General features: G+C 51.0%; 19 protein-coding genes and 1 tRNA gene. 5 read left to right on the plus strand and 15 right to left on the minus strand.

Going from position 1 to position 19,665, the window contains the following annotated elements:
• Positions 1–97: 97 nt before the first annotated feature.
• Together QP938_07695 and QP938_07700 are read right to left on the minus strand one after the other, a co-directional pair.
• Complete coding sequence (locus QP938_07695) at positions 98–571, minus strand: DnaJ domain-containing protein (protein WIO73196.1); 474 nt, start codon at positions 569–571, stop codon at positions 98–100.
• A gap of 47 nt (positions 572–618) precedes the next feature.
• A complete protein-coding gene (locus tag QP938_07700) occupies positions 619–1,398 on the minus strand; it encodes a methyltransferase domain-containing protein (protein ID WIO73197.1) in 780 nt (259 codons plus the stop codon).
• A 310-nt stretch (positions 1,399–1,708) separates the two neighbouring features.
• Between QP938_07700 and QP938_07705 the strand changes: the two genes are divergently transcribed.
• From QP938_07705 to QP938_07725, 5 genes are all read left to right on the plus strand, one after another.
• Positions 1,709–1,785, plus strand: a tRNA-Arg gene (locus QP938_07705).
• 504 nt (positions 1,786–2,289) lie between these two features.
• A complete protein-coding gene (locus QP938_07710; GenBank protein WIO73198.1) occupies positions 2,290–3,771 on the plus strand; it encodes an aminotransferase class III-fold pyridoxal phosphate-dependent enzyme in 1,482 nt (493 codons plus the stop codon).
• A gap of 217 nt (positions 3,772–3,988) precedes the next feature.
• A complete protein-coding gene (locus tag QP938_07715; protein ID WIO73199.1) occupies positions 3,989–4,615 on the plus strand; it encodes a GIY-YIG nuclease family protein in 627 nt (208 codons plus the stop codon).
• A 91-nt stretch (positions 4,616–4,706) separates the two neighbouring features.
• Positions 4,707–5,420 carry a 16S rRNA (uracil(1498)-N(3))-methyltransferase gene (locus tag QP938_07720; GenBank protein ID WIO73200.1) on the plus strand — a complete coding sequence of 238 codons (714 nt, stop codon included), beginning with the start codon at positions 4,707–4,709 and terminating at the stop codon, positions 5,418–5,420.
• A gap of 78 nt (positions 5,421–5,498) precedes the next feature.
• Positions 5,499–5,918 carry a CBS domain-containing protein gene (locus QP938_07725; protein ID WIO73201.1) on the plus strand — a complete coding sequence of 140 codons (420 nt, stop codon included), beginning with the start codon at positions 5,499–5,501 and terminating at the stop codon, positions 5,916–5,918.
• A 41-nt stretch (positions 5,919–5,959) separates the two neighbouring features.
• Here QP938_07725 and QP938_07730 read toward each other — a convergent pair whose 3' ends face one another.
• The 13 genes from QP938_07730 to fliM all read right to left on the minus strand — a co-directional run bounded on the left by QP938_07730 (position 5,960) and on the right by fliM (position 19,417).
• Positions 5,960–6,361 (minus strand): GFA family protein, encoded by a 402-nt coding sequence (locus QP938_07730; GenBank protein WIO73202.1) that lies wholly within the window; start codon positions 6,359–6,361, stop codon positions 5,960–5,962.
• A 241-nt stretch (positions 6,362–6,602) separates the two neighbouring features.
• Positions 6,603–7,967, minus strand: coding sequence for a hypothetical protein (locus QP938_07735; GenBank protein WIO73203.1), 1,365 nt, complete (start codon positions 7,965–7,967; stop codon positions 6,603–6,605).
• A gap of 425 nt (positions 7,968–8,392) precedes the next feature.
• A complete protein-coding gene (locus tag QP938_07740) occupies positions 8,393–8,845 on the minus strand; it encodes a YbjN domain-containing protein (GenBank protein WIO73204.1) in 453 nt (150 codons plus the stop codon).
• A 110-nt stretch (positions 8,846–8,955) separates the two neighbouring features.
• The gene (gene fliG / locus QP938_07745; GenBank protein ID WIO73205.1) at positions 8,956–9,957 is read right to left on the minus strand and encodes a flagellar motor switch protein FliG; all 1,002 of its coding nucleotides are present in this window, start codon (positions 9,955–9,957) and stop codon (positions 8,956–8,958) included.
• 5 nt (positions 9,958–9,962) lie between these two features.
• Entirely contained in the window at positions 9,963–11,126 is a 1,164-nt protein-coding gene (locus QP938_07750) for a chemotaxis response regulator protein-glutamate methylesterase (protein ID WIO73206.1), read from the minus strand.
• A gap of 41 nt (positions 11,127–11,167) precedes the next feature.
• Positions 11,168–11,803: a chemoreceptor glutamine deamidase CheD gene (locus QP938_07755; protein ID WIO73207.1), complete on the minus strand. Its 636-nt coding sequence runs from the start codon at positions 11,801–11,803 to the stop codon at positions 11,168–11,170.
• Positions 11,804–11,805: 2 nt separating this feature from the next.
• The gene (locus tag QP938_07760) at positions 11,806–12,633 is read right to left on the minus strand and encodes a protein-glutamate O-methyltransferase CheR (protein ID WIO73208.1); all 828 of its coding nucleotides are present in this window, start codon (positions 12,631–12,633) and stop codon (positions 11,806–11,808) included.
• Between the two features lie 28 nt (positions 12,634–12,661).
• Positions 12,662–12,937, minus strand: coding sequence for an STAS domain-containing protein (locus QP938_07765; protein WIO73209.1), 276 nt, complete (start codon positions 12,935–12,937; stop codon positions 12,662–12,664).
• Positions 12,938–12,947: 10 nt separating this feature from the next.
• The gene (locus tag QP938_07770) at positions 12,948–15,308 is read right to left on the minus strand and encodes a methyl-accepting chemotaxis protein (protein WIO73210.1); all 2,361 of its coding nucleotides are present in this window, start codon (positions 15,306–15,308) and stop codon (positions 12,948–12,950) included.
• A 64-nt stretch (positions 15,309–15,372) separates the two neighbouring features.
• The gene (locus QP938_07775) at positions 15,373–15,870 is read right to left on the minus strand and encodes a chemotaxis protein CheW (protein WIO73211.1); all 498 of its coding nucleotides are present in this window, start codon (positions 15,868–15,870) and stop codon (positions 15,373–15,375) included.
• A 64-nt stretch (positions 15,871–15,934) separates the two neighbouring features.
• Positions 15,935–18,025 (minus strand): chemotaxis protein CheA, encoded by a 2,091-nt coding sequence (locus QP938_07780; protein WIO73212.1) that lies wholly within the window; start codon positions 18,023–18,025, stop codon positions 15,935–15,937.
• Positions 18,026–18,158: 133 nt separating this feature from the next.
• Positions 18,159–18,440 carry a FliM/FliN family flagellar motor switch protein gene (locus tag QP938_07785; protein WIO73213.1) on the minus strand — a complete coding sequence of 94 codons (282 nt, stop codon included), beginning with the start codon at positions 18,438–18,440 and terminating at the stop codon, positions 18,159–18,161.
• Positions 18,437–19,417, minus strand: coding sequence for a flagellar motor switch protein FliM (fliM, locus tag QP938_07790; GenBank protein ID WIO73214.1), 981 nt, complete (start codon positions 19,415–19,417; stop codon positions 18,437–18,439). Before fliM ends, QP938_07785 begins: the two co-directional genes overlap by 4 nt.
• Positions 19,418–19,665 lie beyond the last annotated feature (248 nt).

Here is a 19,665-nt window from a genome sequence, read left to right on the forward strand (position 1 = left end):
TGTAAGGTGTAATTTCTATCGTCATCCCCGCGCAGGAGGGGGATCCATATCACGGCAATGCTATTCTGGATTCCCGCCTGCGCGGGAATGACAAGACCTATTTCTTCAACAACAAATCCTTGGCCTGGTTAATCCGTGCTGCCAGATAGTCGTTCCCCCCACGGTCCGGATGCAGCTTTTGAATCAACTGCTTGTGCGCTTTAATAATCGCCTCCTTATCAGCTCCGGGCTGCAGGCCAAGAATCTGCCAGGCCTCCTGCTCAGTCATTTCACCGCTTGAAGACTTTGCTTCAGTTTGGTCCTGCTGACCACGCTTAAGAAAGCCCAGAAATGGCAGAACTCGAACAGCTGTATTAAATAAAAACTTAAACGCCGGTATCGCCGCGGTTATAACGGCAGCTATCCAATGAATTCGTCCGGTTGCAATTAATACAATAACAATCCCCAACACGCCCCAGAAAACAGAACGCCACATAAAGCGTTTGCGCTCTGCCGGTGGCAGTTTTTTCAAAGTAAACCACCAATACCAGGCTAGAAACAGGGCAATCAAAAGCAAAATAATTCGGGGCATAACGTCACTCTAAAATTTTCAGGAAGTGTATCAACATTTGGGTAACACTACGGTGTTTTGCGGCGACACAAAAAATGGATGTAGCGTCCAAGCCCAATAAACGGTTCCTGATTGGAGTGGAGCAACTCCATCTCCCTCACTGCTTCCGGCAAGCTATTGCCACCACGTGGGTCGCGCACATAATCGTTAAACACGCGAATCCCGCTTTTCACCATTACCTCAAACCCCTGTTGATGCAGCCAACGTTCAACTTCGCTGGCGGTCAGTGGGTTTGGTGGAGTAAGACTGTTCGGGTCGCCAGCAAAATCATTACTGATCGCCTTATTGAAATTACCGCGAATCAAGTTGCGGTAGACCAGGGCATCGCGGTTGTAGAACGTCAACGACAGCCACCCCCCCTCTTTGACCAAGGCATCCAACACCTGAATCGCTTCCGACGGATTTGCCAACCACTCCAGTACAGCGTGACACATCACCAGATCAAACTGGTGCGGCAGTAACGTTGGCAAATCCTGTAAAGGGCTATGATGCCAACCTATTTTGCCCTGCACGCCGGATTCCCGGGCAGTCTGCTGCGCCAGTGACAACATCTCCTCGGAGATATCATTAACTTCTACCCTGTGACCCGCCTTTGCAAGGCGAATGGCTATCTGCCCAAGTCCCGCCCCTACATCAAGGACTGTACGAGGCTTAGAAAGAAAGTCCGGCAGAGACTCACTTATATCGCGCCACAATACATCCAGGCGTATCTGCCCTTTTATGCCGCCGTAAATCTTGCGGGCAAAATGCTCTGAAATACCATCAAAACTGCGATCACTGGTTGCCATTAGACACCTGCTCAAAAATCAACCAACCGATTGATATTGTTAAAAAATTTGCGGTTTAACCTTAGGTAAGTAGAATAACCCTTCTGCGCCAAACATTCCGCCCCGATGGCACAGCTGGATAGCGCGGCCCCCTCCTAAGGGGCAGGTCAGAGGTTCGAGCGCCGAACGAAGTGAGGCACGGCGCAAGAGCAAAGCGCAGGCGATCCGAAGGACGAGCCGCAAAGCGGCGAAGCAATCCTCATCAATTTAATTGATGAACTAGAAACAATTAAGTTTTACTTTGCAGCGGATTACCGATGCAAATTTCAAAGCCCCGATGGCACAGCTGGATAGCGCGGCCCCCTCCTAAGGGGCAGGTCAGAGGTTCGAATCCTCTTCGGGGCGCCAACTTTACCTTTAAAATCAATAGCTTACATAAAGCTTGGCACACTTAAGTCACAAACCAAAAATAAGTTATTGATTTTAAAATTAAAAATCTGAATTTATCAAATCAGCCCAAATTCACCTCTTCTTCGGGGCGCCATAAAAACAAAGGGCCACCTGCAAAGGTGGCCCTTTGTTTTTATGGCGCCCCGAAGGACAAGCCGCAAAGCGGCGAAGCAATCCTCTTCACATGTCAGTAGAACTGAGATCCTTCGCTCCGCTCAGGATGACAGTCGTGAAGATTAAACTTATCCCCTCCCCCTTTATCCCCGCTCAATCAATCACTTTAACGATATAAACCACATTTTAACCAAAGTTTTATCGATTATAACCATTTTATCCATTCATTCTGACCAACCCCATTCCTAAAATGGAATGCAAAGCGCTGCATGTGCGCACCCGAAAACTACTTTGATAAAGCTAAGAAGCAAAGGCCATTGGCCTTGCGATAAGAAGGGGTAACAGAAAGTGTCGATTATCAACAAACTTGAACAACTGCGTGCCTGCGGCGGTAGCCGTCTTACCAATGGCCTGGAAAACGCCATCATTGAGCAATTCAGCGCCAAAGATCCTCACCTGGAGCGCGCTGTCGATAATGCACTTGTCGCTGCCACCCAAATCCAAAACGAATTCCCTGGCCTGCTGGACAAGGACGAAGCCCAACTAATCGAAGAGTTACAACAGGGCTACCTCAATTTCTATCAGGCTGACGCCCTCAATCCCTATGTTGCTCTTGGCGCATCCGGCCCCTGGATTGTTACCAGCAAAGGTGCTGTGCTTTACGACACAGGCGGTTACGGCATGCTCGGTTTCGGACACGCACCTGATGTGGTTCTGGAAGCCATGAACCAGCCGCATGTGATGGCCAACATCATGACCCCCAGCGTCAGCCAAATGCGCCTGATGCAGACCTTGCGCAACGAGATTGGTCGCAGCCGTGACAATGGCTGTCCGTTTGAAACCTTCTTGTGTCTGAACTCGGGTAGTGAAGCGGTCTCTATCGCAGCGCGTATTTCCGATATCAACGCCAAGCTGATGACCGATTCTGATGGCCGTCACGCAGGCAAGCCGATCAAGCGTCTGGCACTGAAGGGCGCTTTTCATGGCCGCACAGACCGTCCTGCTCAGTACTCTGACTCCAGCATGCCGGTATACAAAAAATACCTGGCCAGCTTCCGCTCCAATAATGACCTGATCACCGTTCCTGCCAATGACTGCGAAGCCCTGCTGGCAGCCTTCCGCTGCGCTGATGAAGAAGGTGTATTTATCGAATCCATGTTTATGGAGCCGGTAATGGGCGAAGGTAATCCTGGTATGGCTGTCACTCCTGAGTTCTACACTCTGGCTCGCGAACTGACCCATGCCCACGGCTCTCTGCTTCTGGTGGACTCCATTCAGGCTGGTCTGCGCACCAATGGCTGCATGTCCATCGTCGACTACCCGGGCTTTGAAAAACTGCCGGCACCGGATATGGAGTCCTATTCCAAGGCGATCAACGGCGGTCAGTTCCCGCTATCGGTACTGGGTGTCAGTCACCGAGCTACCGAGCTTTATCAAAAAGGCCTTTACGGCAACACCATGACTACCAACCCTCGTGCGATGGATGTGGCAGTAGCCGTACTGAGTAATATGACCGAAGCTCGTCGCGCCAATATCAAAAAAGCCGGAAAAGAGCTGATCGAGAAGTTCACCAGACTGAAAGAAGAGCTTAACGGCCCAATCACCAATGTTCAGGGTACAGGGCTGCTGTTCAGTGTTGAACTGACCGGCGAATACAAGAGCTACGGAGCCAACTCTACCGAAGAATACCTGCGCACCAAGGGTATCGGCGTAATTCATGGTGGTGAGAACTCACTGCGCTTTACCCCATGGTTCGATATCAGCAGCGAAGAAATTGATTTGCTGGTAGCTGCCACCAAAGATGCCCTGCTGAATGGCCCTAAGCGCTAATCAGCAATACCATCGTGCTTTAAAAAAAGAAGGCAAATTCGCCTTCTTTTTTTTCGTCCTTGCGCTGTACAAAAAAACACCACACAACACTCAGGACCCCATAAAAAAAGGGGAATTTCAAGTCTTACATTTTTAATTAGCCTCCTTATAATGCGCGCCCTTTGGGTGGTACTACACCACCAGATTAATTCGCTGTTACGCTGTACCGAGGTTAGTTTTGATCGTTTTTACCATCATCAATGAAGTCACCGATCAGGTGTATGTGGCCACCACCGGAAAGACCCCTAAAGCGCGCTGGAAGCAATTTGTCGATGCCGCGTCACTGGGTATCAAAGCAAAGATTTACGACGACATTCTCGAACACGGTGCAGAGAGCTTCTCCGTTGCCGAATTTGGGGTGGCTATGGATCGCGAGCATTCAAGAGAGTTGCTCGATGAGGCCATGGAACAGTATGACGCGATCAGTCTGCAGGGTGTGAAAACATCTCTGGACACCATTGTCGGTGAAACCCCGGTGCGAAAAGCTACTCCTGCAAAAGCCCCAAAACCAAGCTCAATGGATCTTGTGAAGCAAGCTTTGATGTCTGCCGGCACAACAGGCACTGCTGTAGTTTCACAGGCGAAAACAGCGGCCAAGCCAAAAAAAGCGGCTGCACCCAAAATCTCTACAGGCCGCGCAGCATCCAGCAGCAAAGAAAAGCGCATCAAGGAGCTGATCGCCCAGGAGAAACTGGCTCGGGAAACGGCGCAGAAAGCCAAAGCCTCTGCAGAAGCGGACGAAATGGCTGCCATCATGGCGAAAATCGACTCGCGCGCCACCTCTTCATATCGCCGTGGGCGTTAAAGCCCCTAATGGTTGTAGTCAAAGAAGGGCTTTCACATAGAGAGCCCTTTTCTTTCTGTCTGGGCACCACAACGACTATAATGCCGCCCTTATGAACCTGCTGCTTCTCGAACAAGATGATTTCACCTCTGCCAACCGGGTACAGATTACCGGTCGGCGGCTTCAGCATATGCGCGAAGTTCATCAGGTGGTTGAGGGGCAGACACTTAAGGCAGGTTTAATCAATGGCGACATGGGCGCCGGCACCATTACATCGGTGTCACCATCCGCCGTGGAAATGGAGCTGGAACTGACCACACCTCCTCCAGCGCCCCTACCTCTTACCCTGGTTCTTGCACTGCCGCGCCCCAAGATGATGCGCAGGGTACTGCAAACCATTGCTACCATGGGTGTAAAACAGGTCTACCTGATCAACAGCTATCGCGTAGAAAAAAGCTACTGGCAAAGTCCATTTCTGTCACCAGATGCCATTCGCGAGCAACTGATATTGGGATTGGAACAAGGCTGCGATACAGCCTTACCGGAAGTTCACCTCCATAAGCGCTTCAAGCCTTTTGTGGAAGATGACCTGCCAGCCATTGTCGGCGACAGTACCGCTCTGGTGGCCCATCCTAAAGGCAACAACCCCTGCCCTATCAACATCCAGCAGCCGACCACACTGGCGATTGGCCCCGAAGGCGGGTTTATTCCGTACGAAGTGGAAAAGCTGGAAGAGGCTGGTTTCCAGGCAGTGACGCTGGGAGCAAGAATCTTACGGGTGGAAACAGCTATTCCTACCCTGTTGAGTCGACTTTACCCACTCTGATCCGCATCAATTCGCTTCACTGACAATCCGCTACACTGTTACTCAAAAGAGAGTGAATCGTATAAAAAGGATTGAACAATGCCCAAGCAAACCATCCCCACACTCGGCGAGGTGATGACTGCCAGCCCCACCACCATCGATATCAACGCCACACTCTCTCAAGCCAAGGTATTGATGGAGCAACTTGGGGTTGATCATCTGCCGGTGATGGACAATGAAGTAGTGGAAACCATTGTGTCTGATCGGGATATCAAACGCTTCACCCTGCCCGCCCACGAGTTGCGCGAGGATGAAGAGCCACTGGTACGTGATATCACGCCGGTTCGCGCCAGCCTGGCAGATTTTAATGACCCACTGGACCGAGTGCTGGACGTGATGCACGACCGCCATGTCAGTGCAGTGATTGTTCTAAAGGAAGGCGAGCTGGCGGGAATATTTACCGAAACTGACGCATGTGGATTGTTGGCCAGTTTGTTACGGGAGACAGCCTCCAAGTAGCCTGTATTGCGCATTGCTTCAAGCGGGCTACATAAATGCCGTTAATTCATGTGCTCTATATCCCCTTCTATTTTCACCCAGGGATGCTGCCTCTCTTCATAAATTGAAATTGTGGGTGGTGGGAAATCCTGGTCCGCAAACGCTCCAACCGGAATGGAAACAACGTTCGGGATTGAGTCGAATTGATAAAAAAGCGTGGCACCGCAATCCGGGCAAAAATCGTAGCGAATTCGATTTCCGCTATCCGCAACTCGCGAGTATTGATTGCTGTGACCGGAAATGGATACATCACTTTTATCAAATCTCGCCTGAACCCCAAACGCACTGCCGGTTCGTATCTGGCAAGCAGTACAGTGACAGACGGCGATACGTACGGGCTGGCCACTGACAACCGCAGTAAGTTGGCCGCAATTGCAGGTGGCTTTACGCTCTTTTGGGTTCATGTGAGCGGCTCTCGTCAGTTGTTGCTGTGGAAGTATAGAGCAATGATTAACGTCAGCAATTCGAGAATCAAATAGTAAGGGATTCTTCGTCGCGGCACTCCCCGTAATGTTGGAAGTACTTGTCATCCCCGCGCAAGCGGGGATCCATGTCGAAAAATACTCGAAATTGTGGATTCCCGCCTACGCGGGAATGACGATACTTCTGAAGTGAACCGCATTACCGCATCAGCGGGCTTTTTTATCAGGCTTCTTTCATTGCCTCGAATTCATTTTCGTAGAAGAATTTTTCTTCCCCCAAAGCTGGCTGAAGATGATTGAGCCAGGTGGCGTTTTCGTCGTATTTGGCAAAAAATGGACGCTGTACCCAGTCGTCATTCCTTCCCTGAATAAAGCGTAATACAAATACTTTCTCGCCATTGATCTCGGTAATACCAGAAATTTCCACCTTGCCGGGATCGGCACTCATGGATGGACCACGCACAGTACGGGCAATACCGGAAACTTTACGCATGGCCTGACGATAGATGTCATGGGCCTTATACAGCGGTACTTCAAAATAGTGTCGAGCACCGGTATCGCGCTCCACAAACATGTAATACGGAATCAGGCCCAACTCAACCTGCTTCTGCCACATTGTGGCCCATACTTCTGCACTGTCGTTGATATGACGCAGCAACGGGGCCTGGGTACGAATCACCGCACCGGTCTCGCGAATACGCTGAATCGCTTCGCGACAGATATCGGTATCCAGTTCACGCCAGTGGTTAAAATGCGCCATAAATGCAAGGTGCTTGCCGGATGCAATCACTTTACGAAACAACTCCAGAACCTCTTCTGCATCGGCATCGGTAACAAAGCGATATGGCCAGAAGGTCAGTGATTTGGTGCCGATGCGGATGGTGCGAACATGATCAAATTCAGGTTCCAGCAATGGCTCCAGATAGGCTTTGAGGTTTTTCGCCTTCATCACCATCGGATCGCCACCGGTGAACAGAATATCAGTCACATCCGGATTGGCGCGCAAGTGATCCATCAAGCCCTCTGCCTCTTTGGCTGCAAAGCGAAGGTCGCTGTCGCCAATAAACTGGGCCCAACGGAAGCAAAACGTGCAGTAGGAGTGACAGGTCTGCCCCTGGCTTGGGAAGAACAGTACGGTTTCACGATATTTGTGCTGGATGCCGTCAAGTTTCTCCCCTTCCGCTTCCGGTACGTTCAGGTCCATTTGACCTGCCGGGTGCGGGTTGAGCTTCTCACGGATTTCAGCCACCACTTCGGCAATGGCTTTCTTGTCGGCACCAGCCTTGATCAGTACAGACAGCTTGTCGTAATCCTCATCTTCCAGCATTTCACGCTGCGGGAATACCAGCCTGAAAATCGCATCATTGCGGGGATCATCCCAACCGACCAGCTGATCCAGCACATAGGTATTAACCCGAAACGGGAACACGCTGGCAGCTACTTTAATGTCGTGCTGCAGTGCTTCTGGCAGTTGCTGGAACTGGGGAATCTTGTCGATATTGCGATCGGTAAAGACAGTGAATTTGGGAGCGTCGGCAAAAGTGGACGCAATCACGGAGGAGTCGATATTTACTTTTAAACTGGTCATAGGCCTATGTAAGCTGGTTTCCGGACTGTCTCTCGACAGCCATTACGTCGTCATACAGGTCGCCCAAAGGACGAAACATATTTAACAGGTTGTTGAAATCCTATCTGCGTTGCTACTACGGCGTTAAAATGGGCTAAATTTGGTCATTTATTACAATAAATTCCCTCATTTCAACCATTTTTGCCTTGTATTAACGGCCTCGATAACGAACTTCAACAGCCTGTTGGACCGAGCGGGTCTAATCACACTACTGGAAGACTTGCTGCTTGCGGTCAGACGGGGGAGACAACACAAACCCCTGAGGTGTCAAAAGCGGGAAAAAACCACCCCGCTCTGGAAAGAGTCCTAATTTTACTGAATTGTGGGCAATTTTACCAATTTGAGCTGGATTTCACTGTTTTCGGGGCTTTGCTCCAACCGAAAACTCAATGCAGTGATTTGCGGTCTGGCGTTGCCGAGCGCTCGCCCAGGTAGTCCATTCGGGTACATTCGGCGATCAATTCGCGAGTAGCGTCGAGAGTGGACTGCACAAACAGATTGAACTGTTCCAGGCTGATTCCGGCTTGAAGATGAAAGAAATCACTCACCACCAGTTGCGGCCGTCCTTCGTCTACAACGTCAAGGAAAAGCTTGAGATACGGGTAATTGATATTTAGCGCGGTCAAATCTGCAGACAGATGCATCAAAACGGACGGGCGCACTTCCAGCTCTGTGGATAGCAGCAATCCACCCTGCTCCAGAAACAGGCGGCACTCCACCACATTGTCCAGGCTCTGAACGTCTGCCAGGTGCAGGCCGTGACACTCTCCACACAGATAGTGTTTGATACCCGCCTGGTCGAGCCACTTGGCGATATCGGTTTCTGTGGGTGATTGCATGGCGTAATGCCTCTGGTAGAAAATTTGGGGGGGCGTAAGGATAAAGCAAAGCGCCGCTGGTAGCTACCGACGGCGCTTTTTGGTTATGACTTGATAGTATGGATTTGAGTCTAGCCGAGCATTTCCTCGGCACCAGAAGCAACTGTAATCTTACCCTCGTCCAGCAGTCGTTTGGCGACGATCATGATTTCACGCTGCGCGGCTTCCACCTCACTGACTCGCACAGGTCCACTGGCCTCCATGTCCTCCACCAGCATCTCGGCGGCACGTTTGGACATATTGCGAAACACCTTGTCCTTGATAGCGTCGTCTGCACCTTTCAGGGAGGTAACCAGCTGATCCATTGGTACTTCCTGAACCAAAATCTGGAATTCACGATCCGGCACACCGATCAGGTCATCAAACACAAACATCAACTGCTGAATATTGGCGGCCATCTGTTCATCAACTTCGGTTATGCGTTCCATCAACTCTTTTTCCTGGGACGATTCCAGGCTGTTGACGATATCTGCCACCGCTTTTAACCCACCCATGTTGGTCTGCGACATGGAGGTGGTGTTATCAAGCTGCTTGTCGAGCACGTCGCTCAACTCTTTCATGGCGTCCGGGTGCATGGGTTGTAACGAAACCACTCGCATCACCACCTCCAAACGCACTTCGGGCGCGAGGAATGAGAGCACCTCCGCCGCTTTCTCGGACTCCAGGTAGGAAACCACGGAAGCCTGGATTTGCGGGTGCTCGCCTTTGATCAGATCGGCGATAGCGCGGGATGGCATTAGTTTCAGGGATTCAAGGCCACTGCTCTCCTCGCTCAGGAAGATACGACTGGTCAGTCGTTTTGCTTCTGATTCGCCCAGCGCCTTCACCAGGGTTTCCCGAATGTAATCTTCAGTTCCCACTTCAAATCCGACGGTTGAGGATGACTCTTCGAGAAAATCTCCCAGCGCTTCGCGAATTTGCTCAAGGTTAACCCGCTTGAGTTGCTTCATGGCATGACCGATGCGTTGCACATCGGACTGGTGCAAATACCTGAAAACTTCAGCGGCACACTCCTCACCAATAACCGACAACAGCAGTGCCGCCTTATCCAGTTTGCTCATTCCATCAGCCATAAAACTTATTCACCTTGACTGTCAATTTGCTCTTTTTCTTCGGCAAGTCCCACCAGTATCTGGCGTGCCACACGCTCTACAGGGGCTATCGCCCTGGCAGCCTGCAATCTTACCGCTTCGCCGGGCATTCCCCAAACCACACTGGTCGCTTCATCCTGGGCGATAGTATACGCACCATGTTGCCGCATCAAACGTAACCCTTCAGCGCCATCTTTGCCCATACCGCTGAGAATTACACCCAGTGCATCGCGGCCCGCACTGGTCGCCACCGAGTGAAACAGTGCATCTACCGAGGGCTTGTGGCGATTGACCTTGGGTCCATCGTCCAGCTTGCAACGGTAGCGCGCGCCATCGCGAACCACCAGCAAATGGCGATCGCCGGGGGCTACATAGGCATGACCCGGTACAATCCAGTCCCCATCGGCAGCCTGCTTGACAGTCAACTTGGACGTGGCATTCAATCGCTCGGCAAAAGAGCGACTGAAGGTCACCGGAATATGCTGGGCAATTACCACACCGGGACAATCCTCCGGCAGTTGGTCCAGCACTTCACGGATCGCTTCAGTACCACCGGTGGATGCGCCAATGGCAATTACTTTATGGGTGGTGCTATAGCTTCGCTTGGCACGATTAATAATATGGGTAAGATCCGCTGCCGGTTTGGCTGGAGTTGCCGATGTTTTGAGAGTGCCTGCCTGCAGTCGCTGTTTGGCTTTTGCGGCTTGCTTAACTTTGGCAATCAGCTCGTCGGCGTAATCGTGTATCGCAGAGGTCACATCAATTTTGGGTTTTGTTACGTAATCAATAGCACCTAAAGCCAATGCTTCCAGGGTAGCTGCTGCGGATTTTTCCGTCACAGTGGAGACCATCACCACTGGCATCGGGCGCAATCGCATCAAGTTACGCAAAAAAGAAATGCCGTCCATTTTGGGCATTTCCACATCCAGGGTAATTACATCCGGATCGTGCTTTTTGATTTTTTCCCGAGCTGCATAAGCATCCATCGCAGTATCGACCACTTCAATATCGCGATCCGAACTCAGTATTTCGGACAACAGCTTGCGCATCAGCGCCGAATCATCCACTACCATGACGCGAATTTTTTTACTGCGAGAACTTATTTCGCTGATATCACTGGCGGATTTGATTTCAATGGTATCTGTAATCATCGATTGTTTCTTGTTTATTTTTAGCGGTTATTGCCTGAATGTTAACGCGGCCATTCAATGGGCATTCCGCGACGATAATTGCCTTCCCGCCGCTCAATAGTATCGTTTTTCAGCGATTTTAATCGCTTTACCATTACTTTTCCGGTCAATGGCGAAAACTTTATCTTGCGAGGAAACTGGCTTCCAGTGTCTTCCACCGCAATCATTATGCCTTTTTCCAAAAAGTAGCTGCGACAGTATTCGGCATTCAGCCGCCCAACTACCCCTTTATCCCCAAACACCTGAGCGCCACCAAAAACTTTAATGACCAGGTTTTGCTGCTTGCAGCCAAGCCTTAACAAATCACCAAGTAGAGCATCTATCGCGGAGCGACCATAGCGCAGGCGCTCATTGAAACGCTGCTTGCGACACTTACCTGGCTCGTCACCAGCTTGGCCCGGCAACATAAAGTGATTCATGCCGCCCACCTGAATTTCCGGGTCGTATGCACAAACTGCAACACAGGAGCCAAGCACCGTAGTAATCATTTCACCGCGGGTGGAGATGTAGTATTCCCCCGGCAGAATTTTTGCAGCAAAACATTGGTGCATGGAATCGTAATAGCGGTTGACATGCACAAACTGGGGCAGGCATGGTGGCAATACTCGATTGCCCAGACGCGTAGTAGCCTGCAGCAAATTTAACCTACCTTCTCGTAAACGGTTTTTCCCAGCAACCGAATACGACTCGACATATTCTGAATCATCTCAGAGTGACCAACAATCAAATGGCCACCGGGCTTCAGATGATCGGCGAACCGCTCGACCAGACGTTTTTGGGTTGGTTTATCAAAATAGATCATTACGTTTCGGCAAAAAATAACATCGAACTGGCCGACACCGGGCCAACTTTCCATTAAGTTCAGGCGTTCAAATTTAATTAAATTAACCAGTTCTTTTTTCGCTTTGACGAAACCATCCCGACCACCCTTGCCTTTCATAAACCAGCGCGCAAGGCGCTCCTGCCCTACTTTGTCCATCTGTTCAATGCGATAAACGCCGTCACGCCCGGAGCGCAGACAATTTTGGTCAAGGTCGGTAGCGAGAATTTCGACATTGCCACTCATGCCAAAAAACTCCCTCATCACCATTGCCATGCTGTAGGCCTCTTCGCCACTGGAGCAACCGGCAGACCAAGCGCGAAATGGTTTGTAGCGACCATGGTTTTTGGCAAAGGCAGGTAAAATGAGATCACTGAGCATTTCAAAGTGATGCTCTTCCCGAAAGAAATAGGTGAGGTTTGTGGTAATTGCGTCCGAGAAACTGAGAATTTCCTGCTGGTGACCGGACTTCAAATATTCAATATACGCGCGGAATGATGGAATCCCCAAGGTTCTCATACGCGGGGTCAGCCGGCGCTTTACCAGGTCGACTTTATTATCTGCCAGACTAATACCAGTGTGTCGACGAACCAAGTCACGCAATTCGTTAAAATCGTCGAGTTCCAGTTTGACGTTAGTCAGATCCAAGTGGGCAGTCTCCGATAATCAGCACTGTCTACAGCTCGAGCTGTAAAGCGCCACACAACCCGAGCTCATCAGCACTTTGGTAAAGGTCGATGGACAGGTTATCCCACACAACAACAACTGATCGTCGAGCCAGATCTGCCACCAGAACAGCCAGAAATTGTAGCCCCAATAGGTCTGTTTCAATCAGTTCACCACTGTCTATTACAGCTTTGCTGTCACAGCTTTCAACCTTCTGGCTAAAAGCCATGTGCAGCTCCACTACAGTTTCGGCTGTCAATTTTTCTGGCAATGTAAATGTCGCCATATCCCAGCCCTTAGAACTCTTCCCACTCGGCATCACTATCCGCAACAAAGGCCGCGGTTGCCGCAGGTGCTGGTGCTGGTGCTGGTGCTGGTTCAGCTTTTGGCGCTGCCATAGGCTCGTTCATAAAGCTCATCATGTCATCGAAGGTGTCCAGTTGTGGAATCGCCTTCGGAGCAGAGACAGTGCCATCGCCCAATTTAAAGAACGACATCTGGTTATCCAGGTGTACCGACTGATCACCCATTGAGGTACTTGCTGCCGCAGCCTGTTCAACCAGTGCCGCGTTTTGCTGGGTGATTTCATCCATCTGCAAGATAGCGCGGTTAATCTGCTCAATCCCCGACGCCTGCTCGTCACTGGCAGCAGAAATTTCCGCCACAATATCGGACACTTTTTTCACTGACGCAACGATGTCTTCAAGGGTAGAACCCGACATATCCACCAGGCGACAACCTTCCTCCACCTGTGCGCTACTCTCTTCAATCAGGCCTTTAATCTCTTTGGCCGACGTAGCAGAGCGACCAGCCAAATTGCGAACCTCACTGGCCACCACCGCAAATCCGCGGCCCTGCTCACCGGCACGCGCTGCCTCTACCGCTGCGTTCAATGCAAGCAGGTTAGTCTGGAAGGCAATGTCATCAATTACGCGAATAATGTCCGCCACTTTTTTACTGGAAACGCTGATGCCGTTCATGGCATCCACCGCATTGCGTACTACATTGCCGCCCAACTCGGCTTTTTCCCGTGCGCTTTGAGCAAGAGTATTTGCCTGGCGGGCATTGTCGGCGTTTTGCTGAACGGTACTGGTCATCTCTTCCATACCGGACGCGGTTTGCTCCAGACTCGCCGCCTGTTCTTCGGTACGCTGGCTCAGGTTGAGGTTGCCTTCGGAAATTTCCTGCGCTCCAGTGCGAACTGTGGCGGAGCTGGATTTAATTCGGCTTACCACGTCGGTGAGTTTGGTTACCGTTTCGTTCACGTAGTTTTTCAATTCACCAAATGAACCCTGATAGTCTTCGGTGATTGAGCGGGTCAGATCACCGCCGGAAATACAGCGCAACACGTTGGTAACATCGCCAATAATGCTTTCGTTCACCTGAACCAGTTCATTAATACCAACACTGACCTTACGATAAAAACCGTCCTTATCCCTTAGGTCAATACGCTTGGTGAGGTCGCCAGCCAGAGCGTAATAAACAATTTCTTCCACTTCATTTTCGATGCGTTTTTCCACACTGCGGTCAGACCACTCTACAACCACACTGCGCATGGATCCGTCTTCGTCAGACATTGGTGTAGCCACCAAATGGAAGCTGCGGCCACCAACGGTCATATCAAAATCACGTGGGGCATTGAGTTCTTTAAGTCCACCAACCAGGCCCAGCTCCTGTAGCATGTCGCTGAGGTTACTGCCGCGCAGTTTGTTGATATTGAAATGTGGCATCACCGACATCAGGTCCATCTCGGCTGCACGGAACATACGCTGGATATTGTTATTCAGGTAAATAATGCGGCAGTCGGCATCGGCGATCATCACGTTGGTCTGAACGTTATCGAGCGCCAGTTGAATTCGCTGGTTATCCTGGGTCAGGCGCATGCGACTTTCCGCTTCGCGAATTTTAACTTCCGCTTCTTTGCGCGCGCGCTCTTCGCGAGCGAGAATTTCAGTAACATCCATCCACTCAACAACGGTGCCTACACGACGGCCATCGCCATGGATTGGGTTCAGCACGATCTGGAAAGAACGCCCCCCCAGGGTCATGGTGGTTTTATGTGTGTCCACCAGGCTGTCGAGCAGTTTTTTCAACGGGCCGGGATTGTGGTGAACGTGCTGAATATTGGAGCCCATCAGGCGCTCAACACTGAAGTTTGGCAGTTGCTCACGAAGGTCTTCTTCCACACGGCGCAGTGTGGCGTAACCCGCTTTATTCAGGTAGGCAACACTGTGGTCTTTATCCACCACCATTATGTTGCCACGCATACCTTCCAAAGCTCCCAGCAGGGTTTCCTGATTCTGCTTTTGGGTATTTCGCTCTTCGCCGGAATGACGCATTTCGTATTGCATGTGTGCCAGTGCGCGGGCCAAATCGCCCATTTCACCACCGGCAACATTAGTTAACTGTGTGTCGAACTTACCCTGCTCGATGCGCTTGATGGCACTCTCCATTACATCGACAGGTTTCGATATCGAGAGCTTCGCCACCAACTGCAAGCTGACCGCAGCAATTACCACGATGGCTGCATCAATTAAATAACCGGCTACCACATCTTCCGGCAGCACCAACCAGGCGACGACTTTCAACGGCACCCAAACCGCCAGCAGCACCAGCAGCAATCTCTGGCCGAGCTTCATATTGCTGAAAAAGTTCATCCGTCTCACACTCCGTTAACCAAAAATTATTCTTTCGTATCTAATTTTTTGCACCTAAAACAAGTCAGGCGCTCTCAATCGCTTCGCCCATCTCGGCAGCGCCACCCAGCGCTCGCAACAAATCGGCATTTACCAGCCTGTCCACATCCAGCAGGATGATCATGTTTTCTTTGATGGTGACCAGCCCGCTCACATAATCAGCATTAACCGTGCCACCAAAATCCGGGGCTTCACACACGTCGCTGGCTTCGATACTGTACACATCGGATACCGCATCCACGACCAAACCTACTGTGCGGCTGCTGTCGCCCTTCGCCACTTTTACAATCACTACTACGGTGGTTCTCTGAATATCGGCAGTGGGCAAATTAAAACGAATCCGCAAATCCAGAATCGGCACAATAATTCCGCGCAGATTTATTACCCCCAGCACATAGTCCGGTGTATTGGGGATCGGCGTGACCTTGTCCCAACTCTGAATTCCCTGAACTTTCAGAATATCGACACCGTACTCCTCGTTGCTGAGGAAAAACGTCAGGTATTGGTTACTTTCCGATAACATTCACTGGGTCCTGATAATTCTTTTGTCATTAACTTTTGCGAACTCTTTTTCAACTTCTTTTAAATCAGAGTTCTGCCACCACTGCACGGCGACTTGGAATTGCTCCGCCATGCACTTTGTTTATTCTTACCAGATCCGGCACATCCAGAATCAACGCCACTGAGCCATCCCCCAAAATAGTGGCGCCAGCCAGTCCATCCACCTGCCCGTAATTAGCTTCGAGACTTTTAATAACCACCTGTTGTTGTTCCAGCAGTTCGTCAACCACCAGACCAAAGTGCTGGCCTTCGGACTCCACCACCACCAGCAACTGACCTTCCAGATCATCCTGCTGCCATGCGTGTCGATTGCCTTCGCTGTAACTCTTCATCAGAATGATCGGTATCGGCTCGTCGCGCAGTGAGTACACGGTTAATTCACCGCCAATCACACTGATTAATTTGCTGCGAATCTGGATGGTTTCAATAATGGAGAGCATCGGAATGATGTAAATTTCCGGGCCAACCTTGACCAGCTGACCATCCATAATGGCGAGGGTCAGGGGCAGCACCACGATAAAAGTGGAGCCTTTGTCCTGCTCAGAACGGACCTCTACACGGCCACCGATATCCTGAATATTGCGTTTCACCACATCCATGCCGACACCGCGGCCGGATACATCACTCACTGCTTCGGCAGTGGAAAATCCCGGCGCAAAAATCAGCTGGTGAACCTGTTGATCGGTAAGCTGCTCGTCACTGCTCACTAGTCCTTTACTGATTGCTTTTTGAAGCACCTTATCGACCGGAATACCGGCACCGTCATCGGTAATGCGAATCACGATTTTCCCGGATTCGTGCGATGCACTCATAATCAGTTTGCCGCGCTCTGACTTACCTTTTTCAAGGCGCTTTTCCGGCGCTTCTATGCCGTGATCAAGGGCGTTGCGCACCAGGTGCACCAGCGGATCGGCAATTTTTTCCAGTACGATTTTATCGAGCTCTGTCTCTTCGCCTCGCAGTTCCAGATCTACGTGCTTACCGAGTTTGCGCGACAGGTCGTGAACCAGTCGTTTGAAGCGCTGGAATGTGGCCGCAATCGGCATCATTCGCACGCGCATCACACTCTCCTGTAGCTCGCGGGCGTTGCGCTCCAGTTGAGCCAAACCATCGCGCAGTCCGTGTAGAGCCGGATGCTCCATCAGCTCGCTGTTATAGCTATTGAGCATTGACTGGGTAATAACCAGCTCGCCCACCAGGTTTATCAGACTGTCAATTTTATTGGTATCAACCCGAATCGAGGCGTTACTTTTGGCGGTTTTTTTGCCATTACTGGCAACGACCGGTTTTTGCTCGGGAGCATCTTCCGTTTCGGGTTGTTGAATAATCACTTCCGGTTCAATAACCGGATCAACTATTGGCTCTTGCTCAATGACCGGCGCATTGTTTTTCACGCTCAGCAACCAGCCATCATCGAGCCAGGCCAGAAAATCTTCCAGGTCGGTTTGTTTCACGTCACTGTCGAGAAACACATTCCAACCCATTACCAGGGTATCGGGCTTAAGCTCGGCGAGTGATGGCAAAGTTTCAGAATCCAGCTCAACTCGATACTCACCAAAGCATTTCAGCTCTTCAAAAATACGCACCGGCCCTTGGGGCTGAAGCGCTTGTTCCGGGTCGGGCTTAATGGAAATCAGGTATTGGCTGGTTAAAGGGGCCGACTCAGATTGCGGTGCTTCAACCGCAACTGCCACTTCCGCCGGAGCAGTAGAACAGGGCTTGCGGTCCAGCTCTGCTTGAACCCGTCTGGATAAATCTGCGCAATAAGTTGTGTCCTGACCATTGCCCTCTTCCGCCTGCGGTAACATCAGGCGCAGGGCATCCAGGCAGTCCAGAAACAGGCTTACCAGATCATCGGTCACCTGGCGCTCATCAGAGCGAATTTCGTCCAGCAGGGTTTCTATGCCGTGGGTGAATTCGGCAATGGCGGTAAATCCAAAAGTAGCCGAGCCACCTTTAAAAGAGTGGATGGCGCGAAATACTTCGTTAATATCGTCGTGCAGGTCGCCCTCACCGGATTCGATGCGCAACAAAGCCGCTTCCATAGTGTCGAGCCCCTCGGCGCTCTCCTCCAGGAATAACTGCTTGATGCCTTCCATTCCGAAATCGTCGGACATGTGCTCCCCGTACTACCTAATCTCTTTCGTGTTTTTATTACCGGCAAGGACTTGCCACACCACGGCAAGTCCTCACCCCAACTGGCCGTTAGTTCTGCCTGTCAGTTAGCGTCTTTAATTCGAAAAACTTTAATTACCCCAACGTGCGAATTCGCTCTTCGGGCGTGGCCACGTCAACAATGCGTACCCCATAGTGATTGTCGGTTTCCACTACTTCACCAGTCGCCAGCGGTACGTTGTTTACGTATACATCCATCAGGTCATCAGCAGACCGATCGAGGGTGACGATGGTGTCCGGCTTCCACGAGAGAATTTCACGCACAGTCAATTGTGCAGAGCCCACTTCCACTGAGAGCCCAACCGGAATATCGAGAATCAGGCCAAGCTCCGAATTACTTTTGTCCGAATTGATCATTGCAGTTCACCCTGTGCAGTGGATTGGGACAGGCTTTCGAGAATACGCAACGCCACCTTGCCGTTGGAGCTGCCACAGCGCGCTTTGTACACAGGCACGTTGTTGGCGCAGAGTGTGGCGGTATCTTTCATCTGAATGGGGATTACATCGCCAACCTTGAGGCTGTTGACGTCGCGGAAAGTGAGGTCTGCTTCCGCCATTGCGCAACTGAGGCTGACCTCGACATCGCTGAGGTGTTGCAGCAGCGCCTCGGTCCAGCACTCTTCTTCGTTGTCGTTGTTTTTTACTCCGGCATCCAGTGAATCAAATACCGGCTCCAGCATGCTGTACGGCATGGCGATATCGATCTGCCCCTTCACCCCTTCCAGCTCAATGCGGAAAGGGCTCACCACCAGCATGTCATCCGAGCCATAAACGGTGGCCATCATCGGGTTCATTTCACTGCCGATGCGATCAAATCCGAGATCCACCACATTGGACCAAGCCTCCTTTAAATCACCGAAGGTGCGCTCCAGAACCTTGTCGATAATGCGGTTTTCGATGGTGGTAAACTCGCGCCCCTCAATCTTGGTGTAACGGCCTCCACCACCAAAGAACAAGTCCACCATGCCAAACACCAGCTTGGCATCGAGGATGATCATGCCCACCCCGCGGAGCGGGTTGAATCGCACGATATTCACACTGGTTGGTACAAACATGCTCTGCAGGTAGTCAGAGAACTTGAGTACCTGCACATCTTCCGCCGTCACTTCCGCATTGCGTTGCAGCAGCGCAAAAATGGTCATACGCAGCAGGCGAACGTATTTCTTGTTAACGATATCCAGCGACGGTAAGCGGGCACGGATTATCTTGTCCTTACTGGTCAGGTCACACAGCCGAACATCGCCATGGTCGTTACTGCCAGCGGTCTCGACTTCACCGGACTCCACGCCACCAAAAAGCGCGTCGATTTCGTCTTGAGATAAAATGTCTTGCACGGCTCGCGCCTCACCCCGATAGTTAATACATCCAAAACCTATGCAAGCCCTGTGCCAGCAAGCGCCCTTAAATTTTTCAAAAATTTGCCCATAAAGACTCAAGTTTTCTAAAAACAGGCCGACAATGGTGCTGAGAAAGACGGTGAACTGACTTTGATGTACACCGGGCGTCAGACTCTTGACGCACTGGCACATCAAATAACCGACTTGAATCGCCTGATACTTCAGCGCCCGCCACCGCCGACAAA

It is taken from the genome of Porticoccaceae bacterium LTM1 (assembly GCA_030252795.1).
Classification (GTDB): Bacteria; Pseudomonadota; Gammaproteobacteria; order Pseudomonadales; family Porticoccaceae; genus SCSIO-12696.

Excerpts from the sequence above, each read along its gene's own strand:
- QP938_07695 (WIO73196.1), bottom strand. The coding sequence starts at position 571 with ATGCCCCGAATTATTTTGCTTTTGATTGCCCTGTTTCTAGCCTGGTAT.
- QP938_07700 (WIO73197.1), bottom strand. The coding sequence starts at position 1,398 with ATGGCAACCAGTGATCGCAGTTTTGATGGTATTTCAGAGCATTTTGCC.
- QP938_07720 (WIO73200.1), top strand. The coding sequence starts at position 4,707 with ATGAACCTGCTGCTTCTCGAACAAGATGATTTCACCTCTGCCAACCGG.
- QP938_07725 (WIO73201.1), top strand. The coding sequence starts at position 5,499 with ATGCCCAAGCAAACCATCCCCACACTCGGCGAGGTGATGACTGCCAGC.
- QP938_07730 (WIO73202.1), bottom strand. The coding sequence starts at position 6,361 with ATGAACCCAAAAGAGCGTAAAGCCACCTGCAATTGCGGCCAACTTACT.
- QP938_07735 (WIO73203.1), bottom strand. The coding sequence starts at position 7,967 with ATGACCAGTTTAAAAGTAAATATCGACTCCTCCGTGATTGCGTCCACT.
- QP938_07740 (WIO73204.1), bottom strand. The coding sequence starts at position 8,845 with ATGCAATCACCCACAGAAACCGATATCGCCAAGTGGCTCGACCAGGCG.
- fliG (WIO73205.1), bottom strand. The coding sequence starts at position 9,957 with ATGGCTGATGGAATGAGCAAACTGGATAAGGCGGCACTGCTGTTGTCG.
- QP938_07750 (WIO73206.1), bottom strand. The coding sequence starts at position 11,126 with ATGATTACAGATACCATTGAAATCAAATCCGCCAGTGATATCAGCGAA.
- QP938_07765 (WIO73209.1), bottom strand. The coding sequence starts at position 12,937 with ATGGCGACATTTACATTGCCAGAAAAATTGACAGCCGAAACTGTAGTG.
- QP938_07770 (WIO73210.1), bottom strand. The coding sequence starts at position 15,308 with ATGAACTTTTTCAGCAATATGAAGCTCGGCCAGAGATTGCTGCTGGTG.
- QP938_07775 (WIO73211.1), bottom strand. The coding sequence starts at position 15,870 with ATGTTATCGGAAAGTAACCAATACCTGACGTTTTTCCTCAGCAACGAG.
- QP938_07780 (WIO73212.1), bottom strand. The coding sequence starts at position 18,025 with ATGTCCGACGATTTCGGAATGGAAGGCATCAAGCAGTTATTCCTGGAG.
- QP938_07785 (WIO73213.1), bottom strand. The coding sequence starts at position 18,440 with ATGATCAATTCGGACAAAAGTAATTCGGAGCTTGGCCTGATTCTCGAT.